At 44.8% G+C, this 12,099-nt stretch carries 13 protein-coding genes, 1 pseudogene and 1 riboswitch; of the genes and pseudogenes, 5 read left to right on the forward strand and 9 right to left on the reverse strand.

Annotated features, from left to right (window positions below; all coding sequences use genetic code 11):
- Positions 1-318: pseudogene (locus PN466_RS00595) on the forward strand (hypothetical protein); the annotation flags it as partial.
- 16 nt (positions 319-334) lie between these two features.
- Here the strand turns inward: PN466_RS00595 and PN466_RS00600 are convergent.
- From PN466_RS00600 to nuoH, 5 genes are all read right to left on the reverse strand, one after another.
- The gene (locus PN466_RS00600; protein WP_390889955.1) at positions 335-1,084 is read right to left on the reverse strand and encodes a GDSL-type esterase/lipase family protein; all 750 of its coding nucleotides are present in this window, start codon (positions 1,082-1,084) and stop codon (positions 335-337) included.
- A 525-nt stretch (positions 1,085-1,609) separates the two neighbouring features.
- Positions 1,610-1,921 (reverse strand): NADH-quinone oxidoreductase subunit NuoK, encoded by a 312-nt coding sequence (gene nuoK, locus PN466_RS00605; RefSeq protein WP_271936106.1) that lies wholly within the window; start codon positions 1,919-1,921, stop codon positions 1,610-1,612.
- Positions 1,922-1,965: 44 nt separating this feature from the next.
- A complete protein-coding gene (locus tag PN466_RS00610; RefSeq protein ID WP_271936108.1) occupies positions 1,966-2,577 on the reverse strand; it encodes an NADH-quinone oxidoreductase subunit J in 612 nt (203 codons plus the stop codon).
- Between the two features lie 5 nt (positions 2,578-2,582).
- Entirely contained in the window at positions 2,583-3,176 is a 594-nt protein-coding gene (gene ndhI, locus PN466_RS00615) for an NAD(P)H-quinone oxidoreductase subunit I (RefSeq protein ID WP_271936123.1), read from the reverse strand.
- A gap of 47 nt (positions 3,177-3,223) precedes the next feature.
- Positions 3,224-4,342, reverse strand: coding sequence for an NADH-quinone oxidoreductase subunit NuoH (gene nuoH, locus PN466_RS00620; RefSeq protein ID WP_271936109.1), 1,119 nt, complete (start codon positions 4,340-4,342; stop codon positions 3,224-3,226).
- Between the two features lie 214 nt (positions 4,343-4,556).
- On the opposite strand from nuoH, the gene PN466_RS00625 reads away from it, so the two are divergent.
- Positions 4,557-4,967 (forward strand): hypothetical protein, encoded by a 411-nt coding sequence (locus PN466_RS00625; RefSeq protein WP_271936110.1) that lies wholly within the window; start codon positions 4,557-4,559, stop codon positions 4,965-4,967.
- 16 nt (positions 4,968-4,983) lie between these two features.
- Here the strand turns inward: PN466_RS00625 and PN466_RS00630 are convergent, their stop codons facing one another.
- Entirely contained in the window at positions 4,984-5,520 is a 537-nt protein-coding gene (locus PN466_RS00630; RefSeq protein WP_271936111.1) for a hypothetical protein, read from the reverse strand.
- A 114-nt stretch (positions 5,521-5,634) separates the two neighbouring features.
- Here PN466_RS00630 and ruvB point away from each other — a divergent pair, with 114 nt between their 5' ends.
- Positions 5,635-6,744: a Holliday junction branch migration DNA helicase RuvB gene (gene ruvB, locus PN466_RS00635; protein ID WP_271936112.1), complete on the forward strand. Its 1,110-nt coding sequence runs from the start codon at positions 5,635-5,637 to the stop codon at positions 6,742-6,744.
- Positions 6,745-6,767: 23 nt separating this feature from the next.
- Here ruvB and PN466_RS00640 read toward each other — a convergent pair whose 3' ends face one another.
- Complete coding sequence (locus tag PN466_RS00640; protein WP_271936114.1) at positions 6,768-7,823, reverse strand: putative bifunctional diguanylate cyclase/phosphodiesterase; 1,056 nt, start codon at positions 7,821-7,823, stop codon at positions 6,768-6,770.
- Positions 7,824-7,991: 168 nt separating this feature from the next.
- Positions 7,992-8,375 (reverse strand): response regulator, encoded by a 384-nt coding sequence (locus tag PN466_RS00645; RefSeq protein ID WP_271936116.1) that lies wholly within the window; start codon positions 8,373-8,375, stop codon positions 7,992-7,994.
- A 141-nt stretch (positions 8,376-8,516) separates the two neighbouring features.
- Between PN466_RS00645 and PN466_RS00650 the strand changes: the two genes are divergently transcribed.
- Positions 8,517-9,386: a hypothetical protein gene (locus PN466_RS00650; RefSeq protein ID WP_271936118.1), complete on the forward strand. Its 870-nt coding sequence runs from the start codon at positions 8,517-8,519 to the stop codon at positions 9,384-9,386.
- A 222-nt stretch (positions 9,387-9,608) separates the two neighbouring features.
- Here the strand turns inward: PN466_RS00650 and cobW are convergent, their stop codons facing one another.
- Positions 9,609-10,649 (reverse strand): cobalamin biosynthesis protein CobW, encoded by a 1,041-nt coding sequence (gene cobW / locus PN466_RS00655; RefSeq protein ID WP_271936120.1) that lies wholly within the window; start codon positions 10,647-10,649, stop codon positions 9,609-9,611.
- Between the two features lie 25 nt (positions 10,650-10,674).
- Positions 10,675-10,829, reverse strand: a riboswitch (cobalamin riboswitch).
- A 209-nt stretch (positions 10,830-11,038) separates the two neighbouring features.
- Between cobW and PN466_RS00660 the strand changes: the two genes are divergently transcribed.
- A complete protein-coding gene (locus PN466_RS00660; RefSeq protein WP_271936121.1) occupies positions 11,039-11,986 on the forward strand; it encodes a GUN4 domain-containing protein in 948 nt (315 codons plus the stop codon).
- Positions 11,987-12,099: the final 113 nt, after the last annotated feature.

Here is a 12,099-nt window from a genome sequence, read left to right on the forward strand (position 1 = left end):
GAACATTTACATTTTTGGTGGTCTCTACCCGACCACTTTACCTCTTTTAGCGTTCGCCAGCTTTCAGTTGATCTTTTCAGCAAAATACCACCGAAAAAGGTCGCCATAGCGACCTTTGAGCTACCTTGTCACCCCTTGAGGAAATCCGGTCGTGATGTAGTCGAACTCATGCAAAAGCTGGCTATCGAGCAGAAGTGTACAATTTTACTCGTTACCCACGACAATCGTATTCTCGACATTGCCGACCGCATTATTTATATGGAAGATGGCTATCTCACCGACCTCCCCGAAGATCCTGCGACAGATCGCGATCGATAGTTCTGACCAATCGGTTCTAAGCACTACATTGGAGTAATTGCTGAGACCCTTGAGAATGAATAGTCCCCCGATCTAATCTCTGAATGGGTTCCCACTGACAAATTTGTTGGAAAATAGTTTGGTATCCTAACACATTCGGATGTAGTCCATCGGGGCCAAGCCGCTCTTGTTGCCAATTGAGGGAATGTTGCGTCCAGAGATCGAACAAATCTAAATAGGGAATTTGGCGCTGTTCGCAAGCTTGGCGCGTAGCCTCCTTGTAGCGATATTGTTGTTCGTGGTTATAGTACAAACAGTCTAAAAAGGGCATTTTGGATTCATCAACCGGAATCATGCCCACATAGAGAACGGGACAGAGTTCTTTGGATTGATCCAATAAGTAACTTAATTCTGCTTGAAACTTATTAAAATCTGTATAGTTGCGTCCGTGGGGACGAGACACACAAGCGGAATCATTCAATCCTACGGATAAGATTAACAGATCGGGAAGTCGATTACGCAACTCTCCCCGACGACAAAACTCGCATTCTAACCGTTGGACGACTTGTGGGGTGCGATCACCTCTTACACCCAAATTATAAACCACATGGCCCGCAGTCTCTGGAGCCATCCACGAGCGGCGCAGGCGTTCTACCCAACCCCCACCTTCGAGATCTCCAAACCCGTACACCAGACTATCTCCAAAGGCAATAATTTTGAGTGCAGAACCCTTAGAATTGTTCTGAGTTGAACCCGGGGAAACTGATGCAGTAGGACAATAGTGCATAGAGAGAATACTCAAACTAAGGTGTACAGCCGTATGGCAGTGAATGAGTTGGTTAGGATAGTCGGGTATGGTTTGAGGCAAAAGGCCATAGAAAATGCCTTACCTATCCTTCCACTGCTATATCATCATGAGTCACTCACCGGCTGACCGGTGTGTTCGCCTCAATATAGTTGTACACCGTAACAGAAAATTAACAAAGTCATCCAAGGCGATCACCTCAATCATTTAATCCAATTATCTGGCAGCCCTGACCTTTGATGCCCTCTCATGTGTGGATCTGATTAAACAGTGATCGCCTTTCGTATTAAATATTGTCAGTTTTGTTAACCTGATTTTTGGGTTGATTGCCTATTGCCCTTAAACCCAGGAGCCTAGAGTTCACTTGGAATAAGCTTTACTACCTTCTGCTTAACCTGAGTTCCGGTTAATTAATTATTAGTAATGAAGTAAATCTGGCTATCGCCTATTACTTGTTACCATTGCCAGGTGCTATTGGGGTTGGGTTAACCAACCCCAACATCACTCTTACCATTTGAGTAAGTTAAACTGCTCCATATCCACCGTATTGCGGTTACGGTAAATCGATAGCACGATCGCCAAGCCTACTGCTGCTTCGGCTGCGGCTACGGTAATCACAAATACCGTAAACACTTGGCCGCGAATGCCTTGGGGATCTAAGAAATTAGAAAACGCCATCAAATTTAAGTTAACTGCATTGAGCAATAACTCAATCGACATGAGCACTCGTACCGCATTTCGGCTCGTAATCAAGCCATAAATACCGATACAAAATAGGGCGGCTGCAATGAGCAAAAAATATTCAAGTTGTAAAACCATTGTGTTTCCACTTCTCCCAATCAATGAACTAGCTCTGTTCGCCTTTAAGATTCCGTTTCTTTACTCGATGAGACCAATTCTCTAGGTCGTTCCGGCAATTGTAAAATATCGGAAATCTCTCTACCTTGGGGACGTTGGTCAGGAATTTCTTCCCGACGGGCGAGAATAATTGCCCCCACTAAAGCCATCAATAAGAGGACAGAAGCCAACTCAAATGGCAGGAGAAAATCACTAAAGAAATGCAAACCGATCAGCACTGTTGCGCTATCCCCGGCGATCGCCTCTGTGGAGAGTTGCCAGGGCGTTTGCAGAACCATCATACCCAAGAGGGCAAACAACCCCCCACACACGGCAGCCGTTGCACCCTTGCGAATCCACCCCCGAACCAGGGGTTGATAGTCTTCCTGTTTATTCACCAACATAATGGCAAACAGGATGAGGACATTAATTGCGCCCACATAGATCAAGGTTTGAGCGGCTGCCACAAACCCCGCATTGAGTAACAGATACAGCCCAGCCATACTGATCAACACTCCAGCCAACAAAAAGGCAGAGTGGACAATATTCTTCAGTAAGACTACGCCGAGGGCTGCGGCGATCGCCATAATCGCCAACAGCCCAAATGAGACCAATTGAACCCCTTCAGCTAAATTCACGTTCTTTAATCCTTGTTTGGTGTTTCCGATTTTTCCAGAATTTCCTCTGGCCGCAGTCCCGCCCCTCGTGACCTATGGGATACGGTATGAGGGTCAATGACTCCCTTGGGCAGATAAGCAAATTCACGCATCGGTTGAACCATGGGGTCATTGGTGACTTTATAAGGAATGCGGCCCATCGCCACATTATCATAGTTCAACTCGTGGCGATCGTAGGCCGCCAACTCATACTCTTCCGTCGCAGACAAACAATTCGTCGGACAATATTCAATGCAATTGGCGCAGAAAATACAAACTCCGAAATCGATACTGTAGTGTTTCAGTTGTTTTTTCTTCGTTTCCTTATTCATCTCCCAATCGACCACCGGGAGATTAATCGGACAAACCCGCACGCAAACTTCACAGGAAATACACTTATCAAACTCAAAGTGAATCCGTCCCCGATACCGTTCCGAAGGAATCAGTTTTTCATAGGGATATTGCACGGTAATGGGACGACGTTGCATATGATCAAATGTCACCGAGAGGCCTTGACCAATATATTTCGCTGCTTCTACCGTCCCTTTCGCGTAATCACCGACTTGTTTTAAGAACTTCAACATGATGGATTAACCACTCGTAACGACACAAAACAGGTCACTCTCAACTATCCGCCAAAGGCAAAGGGAAAGACTAACTTTAAGGCTGCTGTCAATAGAAGATTGACTAAAGAAACCGGTAGGAGGAATTTCCATCCTAAATCTAAGAGTTGGTCAATCCGTACACGGGGCAAAGTCCACCGACACAGAACAGCAATGAAGACCAGTAAATAGGTTTTGAAGATCACCATCGCGATCCCTAAACTCGCCATCAGCACTTGTAACCAGGCAGTCGTTTCGGGTATTCCCAACCACTGGGCGACTTGCTCAATAGGAATAATAAACTCCCATCCCCCTAAGTATAGAACAGCAACCAGAAGACCAGAAAGTACTAAGTTTACATACGAACCCAGGTAAAACAGGGCAAATTTCATGCCTGCGTATTCTGTTTGATATCCAGCCACTAATTCTTCTTCTGCTTCCGGTAAATCGAAGGGTAGGCGTTCGCATTCAGCTAAAGCAGCGATCCAAAAAATGATAAATCCTACCGGTTGCCGCCAGACATTCCAGCCGAGAATCCCATAACCCGATTGTTGATCCACAATATCGATGGTACTGAGGCTATTGGACATCATGACAATCGCCAGTACACAAAAGGCTAAGGGAATCTCATAGCTAATCGATTGCGCGGCTGCCCGTAATCCTCCCAACAGGGAATACTTGTTATTGGAGGCATACCCTGACATTAACAAGCCAATGGGGGCAACACTGGAAAGGGCAATCCACAAAAATATCCCAATTCCCACATTGGAGATCATTAAGTTTTCTCCAAAAGGCACAATTAGAAAGGACAAAAAGACCGGGATCACCACCAGCGCTGGCCCCAGGGTAAACAAAATTGGATCGGCCTTATCGGGAATAATATCCTGTTTCAACAGCAGTTTCAGACCATCAGCAACTGGGACTAAGACCCCAAACGGACCCATATATTCGGGCCCAATACGCTGTTGTACGGCAGCCGATACCTTTCTTTCTAACCAGGTGGTGACTAATACACCCACCGTTGCACCCACCAGAACCACTAACATCGGTAGGGGAATCCACAGGGCTTTTGCTGCTCCCTGAGGGAGACCGAAGTTAGTCAGTAATTCGATAAAACTTCTTTGTAAGTCAATTCCTAAATTCATCTTTCCTCGCGATTCCAGTGAAAGGAAGGATTACTTCCTTTATGGATTTTAGAGTTTATTGAGGTTTTTTTGGGTCTGATCTGCTAATTAGACCTATCAACATGCTTCCCATTTGACCATAAATAGTCCCATGGGGGAATGGCATGGGACGGATCGCCTCTTCAACTGTGATTTGTATTTAAGCTAAAAGTAGGCAATTAAAGGAGATATATTGATGAGTACAGAGCGCTGGGATGATGAGCGGTTAGACCGTTTAGCTGATCTGATCGAAAGCAATAGTCGTATGATGGCAGCTTTAACCCAGGTCTCAGCAGAAGCTAGGGAAGAGCGGCAACAGTTATTTGAAAAAGTCCAGAGCCACGATCGCATTCTTGAAAGTAACGCGAGGGCCGCCGAGAGGCAAGAGCGCCTGATTGAAAGTAATGCTCGTGTGATTCAAGCTTTAGCCAATGCTGTAGCAGAAGCAGGGGAGGAACGGCGACAGTTATTTCAGAGAATGGATCAACGACAAGAAGAGATTCGGAGACTCCAAGAAGAGACTCGCGGACTGCAAACAGAGAATCGTCGTATCTTGGATATCCTACTCAATCAACAGAATCTCGAAGATGATGCTACGGATGACTGAAAATCGCACCTATTGATTACGAACTCAAGTCACCTAGAGCATCTTGAATCGCTTGTTTTTGCTCCACATCATATCCCCAGCGCTCCAGAAAACTTTGATACTCTCCTGTTCCAGTTTGGGCAGTTTCACAGAGCTGTTTGGCTCTGGTTTTAACTTCGGGAAGTTGGAGTTGAGCGATCAGATGGGTCGTACGCTCTTTGACTTGTTGGGAATTGCCTGCCATCTCCAGGTCTTGATTGCGTGTATGGGTAATCGCCATGGCAGTAGACATCGCTACATTTTTGACCAGCAATTCACTGACGATTTCTGGAGAGGTCTGTAATCCTTCAATTACGCCAGAAGTGGGGCGATCGCTCACCGATCGTTTGTCGGTTAGATAGGTGACAAAAAATCCTCTGGCTCCGTTTTCCGTCTTCACTAACTCATTGATGGTGGTTTGAATGACATCTTCGCTTAATTCTTCCTTTTCCAGGAGGTCAAGAAACGCTTGAGTGACGGCGATCGCCTGTTCAAAGCTGACATTTTCTGGCACAGTTAAGGAGGGATAAGACATAATCTCAAGTTTAATCGCGATCGTTGACCTTTCGGTATCGGAAATTCTAAATATTGTTATTTTACTCTGCCGTTTGTCACTTGCCTGTTGTCTTTTCGCATTTACTCCCCAATTATGGCCATTGAGTCTTCCTACCAATCCTCTCCCGATCCCAAAAAACGGCGAATGCGTTCAGGTCGCAAAAACTACCAAGCCCAGCGCCAAGAACCGGAGATTGATGAATCCCTATTACAACCTGAAGCGAACTTAGAGGAAACGGACAAACAGGAAGAAAAGTTACGTCCCCACCGATTAGCCGATTATGTGGGACAAAAAGACCTGAAAAGTGTATTGGAAATTGCGATTCAAGCGGCGAAAGCGAGAAAAGAACCGCTAGATCATTTATTACTCTATGGTCCACCAGGATTGGGCAAAACCACGATGTCCTTAATTTTAGCAGCCGAGATGGGCGTAACCTGCAAAATTAGTGCTGCCCCAGCTTTAGAGCGTCCCCGCGATATTGTCGGCTTATTGGTGAGTTTGCAAGCTGGAGATATCCTGTTTTTGGATGAAATTCACCGTCTTTCTAGGGTAGCGGAAGAATTACTATATCCAGCGATGGAGGATTTTCGCTTAGATGTTACCGTTGGTAAAGGGAAAACGGCGAAAACACGCAGCATTCCCCTGAAACCGTTTACTCTGGTAGGGGCAACCACGCGAGTGGGGGCGTTAACCTCTCCGTTGCGCGATCGCTTTGGATTACTGCAAAGATTGCGCTTTTATGAATTAGACGAATTAAGCATAATTGTTGAACGGGCGGCTAAAGTTTTAAGCACAGAAATCACGCCCGAAGGAGCGACGGAAATCGCTCGGCGATCGCGCGGCACTCCCCGCATTGCCAACCGTCTTTTACGCAGAGTCCGGGACTATGCCCAAGTCAAACAACTGGGTACAATTTCTGAAGAAATAGCGGCTGAAGCCATGGAACTCTATGATGTCGATCCTTGCGGTTTAGATTGGACAGATCGACTGATTTTAAGTGCCATGATTGAGAATTTTAGCGGGGGGCCCGTAGGTTTGGAAACTCTAGCTGCTGCGACAGGAGAAGATGCCCAAACCATTGAAGAAGTGTATGAACCTTATCTCCTGCAAATAGGTTTTTTGCAGCGCACCTCTCGCGGTAGAATCGCCTTACCTGCGGCTTGGAAGCACTTGGGATATACTCATCCGGATGAACCGTATTAAGCACTTTGCTCTAGTAGTGGGCACTAGCCAATGGGACAAGAGAGTTGATTTTCCATCCAGGCGATCGCTAAGTTTTCATCAACCGGTTTAGAAAAGAAATAGCCTTGAAAATACTGACATCCTAATTCTTTGAGTTTTTCAAAATCTTCTTCTGTCTCTACTCCTTCAGCGATGACATCCAAGCCTACGTCAGAGGCAATGAGTAAGATCGCTTTAATTAAATTCCACTGTTTCTCTTTAAGGAAAAATCGGTCTATTTTTAGACCATTTACCGCCAAATTTTTGAGGCGACTCAAAGAAGAATAACCGGTACCAAAATCATCAATATCAAACTCAAATCCAAAATCCCTCAATTCTTGAATGGTATTGGTCGCCACCTCCAGATTTTCCATTAACATGGTTTCCGTGATTTCTAAACGAATTTCATGGGGACTAATGTGTAACTCTTGAATTAAGGATTTTAACTGTTGTGAAAACTGAGGATGAAGCAACTGGAGAGGGGACAAATTCAAATTCATGAGTAATGAATAATCTGAGGGCAGTTTATGCTTCCATCTCTTAAGCTGACTGCAAGATTGACGAATCACCCACTGGCCAATATCATGAATCAGACCCGTCTCTTCAGCCACTGGAATAAACGTAGCGGGTGAAATCAAACCTTTCCCCCCATGATGCCAACGAATTAAGGCCTCAAAGGCCATTACTTTTCTAGGAGATAAAGAGACAATTGGCTGATAAACGAGGCTTAACTCTTGTTTATCAATTGCTTGCTTGAGATCGAGTTCTAATTGAATTTTTTCTAGATCTTCTTTCTTAAACAGGGTTAGGGGAAGGGTGGGTTGCTGTTCAATGGTTTGAGCCAAGCGCTCCAACCGACCAATATTTTTAATGGCCATGGACAACATATACTTGCCTTCTGCTGATTCTGGGGTAACATGGCCACTTTGCATCAGCCGAACCACACCTCGAATGGAGGTTAGAGGTGTGCGAAGTTCGTGACTCAGGAGCATAATTGCTTCATCCATCGAGAGTTCAGGGTGGAAATCCGGGGGAGTGGATTGAAGATGTTCTTTATCCATAATCGCGATCGCCCCAATGAGTTAGTCGTTTAGTCATGATCACCTTTACCTTAGAGAGGAAATATGAAATTCTTGTGAAAGAATCAGCAATCCTTCGAGCCTTGCGAAGCCCCAAATTGCAATCAATTTTACTTAAATTAGACTCAGTGATAAACGCACCAATCTGAATCATTCCTCTGTTTGGAAATTTAGAGCTTCCTCGATTTGATTCGGTAATTCCAGTGGATCAAAAGGCTTGATCAATACCCCAATACCTCCGGATGCAGCGGCTTCACGACGAGTCATTTGAACTTGAGCAGTCAACCAAATCACGGGAATATGCTTAGTTTTAGGATTTGCTTTTAAGAGCTTTAGAGTTTCTTTACCGTCAATCTCAGGCATCATTACATCCAAGAGAATCACATCGGGTTGGTGTTGTTGTGCCAACTCTACCCCTTCATATCCAGATGCTGTACCCGTTACCCGCCAACCTCTCAACTTTTCTAGGCTAATCCGAGCAATTTCTCGAATGTCCATTTCATCATCGATTATTAATATATGTTTGCTTGCCATTTGAGGAAGAACGCCCCGATCAGAGCTAGGATATATAGATTTAATTAAATTTAATAACTAATTCTCACCCTACACTGTAAGTGATAAATAAGGCAATAGCTAACGACTCCCAGTTTCGTAGACCTTCAAAGGGGTTAGAGCATGGCCCTTGTAGTTGCCTTCACAAGGTACAATGGAGCAGGTTCACTTTTGGGGAAAATAATCCTCAGCTTTCCAGTGGGCCCTTCAATTGTCCCTCCCTATTCCCCTCTGGATTTTGGAGGGAGTCGTCCACCTTACTTCCTGAAAAGAACCTTGTCCAATAGTCAAGATAAGAGTAACATTAGTAACCTTATTTGTCCTCCAGAGTCGGATATCCAATATCGGAGTACCGGTTTAATTTGGGGACGATATATCCCTCAACCTGATGAGAATGGATTCCAGCTCAAAGGATTAATTGTTACTGAGGATAATCAGTTCTTCCCCGCTTCCATCCGTTGGGGCTATTTTTTTAAGTGGCTGGAAAAAGATGATAATTTGGAGCAGTTCCATTGGTTTCGCTGTTGGACTAAACCCGATCGCGAAGCGGGCTATCATTTTATTCTTCGCAATGCCCTGAATCCCATCCCAGAGAACCTCAGTGGTGATGTCTTTTCAGTACGGGGACAGATTATTTTTAATTATGGGGGCAAAATTGCAGTTCGTATTAATCCCAATCGGAAAGATCCCAGCTCTAAGCTAGAAAAGCCATTTAAGTTAACGTTTCAGGGGATATTACCGAGCGAACCGAAAAATACTTTAGGGGAGTTTTGGGATTTTATGTTGGGGCGTGAGGGCAAGACATTGGTTGTCCTCGAAGCCAGAAAGATCAAAGATCGATTAAAAGATAGAAAACCAAAAGGGAAGGGTAAACCCAGTGGGAAGCCTTATCCATTGAAACCGAAGCCAGCTTCTCAAGAGTCTGATTCTGAGTCCGTTGCTTCCGAATCGTCTGCGTCTGAAGTGGCTACGGAACAATCCTCAGAATCATGACCCGGAATTTGCTTCCCTGGAGACCTCATACAGTGGTGGCGAAAATTTTTCTAGTAGTGGATTGTTTCATCTAATTTGATGCACTAGCTTTTGTTTGTAGTGAGGGATTGAGCAATCTCCAGCTAGGCTTTTAAGCACTCTTCGTGCTTACTACAAACAAAGCACTATTTTAGATGAAACAGTCCAGTACGCAGAAAGTAACAACCCTTTAAGGATTGGATATTAGTTTAGACCATCTAGCAGGCTTTCGATGGGTTGTCGCTCTAGATCTCGACCGATGAAGACGAGGCGGGTTTGTCGGGGTTCATCGGTATTCCAGGGGCGGTCGTAGAAGGTATCAAAGCGGTTTCCAACACCTTGGAGAACTAAGCGCATGGGTTTATTGGGGACTTGGACAAAGCCTTTAATCCGGTAAATTTCATGGTTTTGGACAAACTGTTGTAGGGTTTGGGTGAGTTGCTTGGGGTCGAAGGTGCGATCGCACACGACCTCAACTGAATTAATATGATCGTCATGCTCATGCTCTTCTTCATGGTCGTGGTGACTGGGACGAGAGTCTAGATTATCCTCAACAGCAGCATTAAAGCCTAATAAGACTTGAGAATCAATTTGCCCTTGATGACAAGCCACTTGTTTAACAGAAGGCGAAACTTCCTGTTTTAACCAGTTTTGTACTTGTTCTAAGCCAGGTTCATTGACTAAATCAGTTTTCGTCAATAAAATCAAATCCGCACAAGCTAATTGATCTTCAAATAATTCCTCAATCGGAGTTTCATGATCCAAATTTGGATCGGCTTTTCTCTGCTCCTCCAGTGCGTCTAAATCTCCCACTAAAGTTCCCGTGGCTAAAGCATGGGTATCCACCACCGTCACCACCCCATCTACAGTTGCCCCATTGCGAATTTCCGGCCAGCGAAACGCTTGAATCAGAGGTTTAGGTAGTGCCAGTCCAGAAGTTTCAATTACAATCGAATCGAGTTGATCTCGTCGCTCTAAGAGCTTTTGCATGGTGGGATAAAATTCCTCTTGCACCGTGCAACACAGACAGCCATTGGTGAGTTCCACAATATTATTATTGGGGTCTTCCTCTTCATCGCACACTTGACAGGAGCGCAATAAGTCCCCATCAATGCCAACTTCACCAAATTCATTGACTAAAACGGCGATTTTGCGCCCTTCCTGATTTTGGAGTAAATTGCGAATCAGGGTCGTTTTCCCTGCCCCCAGGAATCCAGTGATAATGGTTACGGGAATTTTATGCATGATTCTGTGCCTCGCAGAATAGTGATTAAACAGACTCACTTTGGCGGGCATTCTGACTTAGAGATGATGTAGATGTTTTCCATCTCCTTACAGTTGCGGGACAGTGTTGGATTTACACCAAGCTTTCCCCGTTACCTCTGATGGCTGCTCCCCACCAGAACCGAAGCACCGTTGATCATACCATAATTTCAACCCCATTCATTCCCCGTAGGGGCGGGTTATACCAAAATCTAGGATACAAATACATCAATTGTGTAAACCCGCCCTCACCATGAGCCAGTGCTTAATATTGCTCTAATCCTGATATACTCATGGATGGGGTCGATCGCGATCGTCACGGTAACATCAGGTCATCCCTAACTCAATCCTACATCCCCTTGGAGAAGACTATGGAAGAGGTAGAAACTCGTTTTGAGGTGCGTTTGATCCAACTTTCGGAACAGGTGGATCGGTTAACGACAGAACAGGACAATCTAAAAGCACAGCTTGCTCAGATGAAAGCATCTGGTTTATCCAATACGATACCCGCACAACCTGCTCCCCCTGCTGACACTCAACCCTTGCAGTCAGGGACTCAACCGGATGCACCCTCAGATGATATCCCCTTACAATCTTCTTCTGGACAAGATTATCTACGGTTAGATTTTCTGTTCAGGAATGGACGATGGAAAGAAGCGCACGAAGAAACATGCTTACATTTGGTTAAGGTGGCAAAGAAAAAGGGTTTGGGTTATATCGGGTTAGATGACTGGAAAACACTTAGCTCTGAAGATTTGCAGATTATTGAGCGTCTTTGGCTGAAATATAGTCATGGCAAATTTGGCTTTAGTCTTCAAAGTCAATTTTATAAGCAAGTGGGAGGCAACCTGGAATCTAGAGATGTAGTCTTTACAGATCTGGGACATATTGTCGGTTGGTATAACGATCGAGGTTGGATTAGGTCTAATGAATTGATCTTCGATCCTGAAAAAGCGGTAAAAGGACATTTACCTTATCTACAAGGAGTACCAGCATCTATCTATAAAATTTTTCTGTTTCGTGAGGAATGGTCTCAATTTCCAGCCATTCCAGACCTTGAAATACAAACGAGACAGTTTGCCGAAAAAGAACGGATTAGATCTTCTGACTTGTACAAAGAAGAAGTTGCCAGGGAACGGGAAGGAGAGCGAGAAACTCTCATCGATGCCTTTTTAAAGGACAAATTTACCGAAATTGATGAAGAACTCTTAGCCATCAAGCCAAAAATGATCGCCCTTCCCACAGGGAAGTTTGCTAACGCATTGCTAAAACTCGGTCAATGGTCTCGCGAACAACTTCTAGAATACTTACAAACCTGATTAGAAACCGAGTTTCTAGCCCCATAGGGTGCTTATCTTGTAGGGGTTTCATTAAACCGCGATTCGGCAGGTAGGGGCGAACGGCCGGTCGCCCCTACCGATTGTGTATACTC

Source organism: Roseofilum reptotaenium CS-1145 (assembly GCF_028330985.1).
Classification (GTDB): Bacteria; Cyanobacteriota; Cyanobacteriia; order Cyanobacteriales; family Desertifilaceae; genus Roseofilum; species Roseofilum reptotaenium.

Coding starts and splice junctions, on each gene's coding strand:
- PN466_RS00660 (WP_271936121.1), top strand. CDS start 11,039: ATGGAAGAGGTAGAAACTCGTTTTGAGGTGCGTTTGATCCAACTTTCG.
- ruvB (WP_271936112.1), top strand. CDS start 5,635: ATGGCCATTGAGTCTTCCTACCAATCCTCTCCCGATCCCAAAAAACGG.
- PN466_RS00625 (WP_271936110.1), top strand. CDS start 4,557: ATGAGTACAGAGCGCTGGGATGATGAGCGGTTAGACCGTTTAGCTGAT.
- PN466_RS00645 (WP_271936116.1), bottom strand. CDS start 8,375: ATGGCAAGCAAACATATATTAATAATCGATGATGAAATGGACATTCGA.
- PN466_RS00630 (WP_271936111.1), bottom strand. CDS start 5,520: ATGTCTTATCCCTCCTTAACTGTGCCAGAAAATGTCAGCTTTGAACAG.
- nuoH (WP_271936109.1), bottom strand. CDS start 4,342: ATGAATTTAGGAATTGACTTACAAAGAAGTTTTATCGAATTACTGACT.
- PN466_RS00650 (WP_271936118.1), top strand. CDS start 8,517: ATGGCCCTTGTAGTTGCCTTCACAAGGTACAATGGAGCAGGTTCACTT.
- PN466_RS00640 (WP_271936114.1), bottom strand. CDS start 7,823: ATGGATAAAGAACATCTTCAATCCACTCCCCCGGATTTCCACCCTGAA.
- cobW (WP_271936120.1), bottom strand. CDS start 10,649: ATGCATAAAATTCCCGTAACCATTATCACTGGATTCCTGGGGGCAGGG.
- PN466_RS00600 (WP_390889955.1), bottom strand. CDS start 1,084: ATGCACTATTGTCCTACTGCATCAGTTTCCCCGGGTTCAACTCAGAAC.
- nuoK (WP_271936106.1), bottom strand. CDS start 1,921: ATGGTTTTACAACTTGAATATTTTTTGCTCATTGCAGCCGCCCTATTT.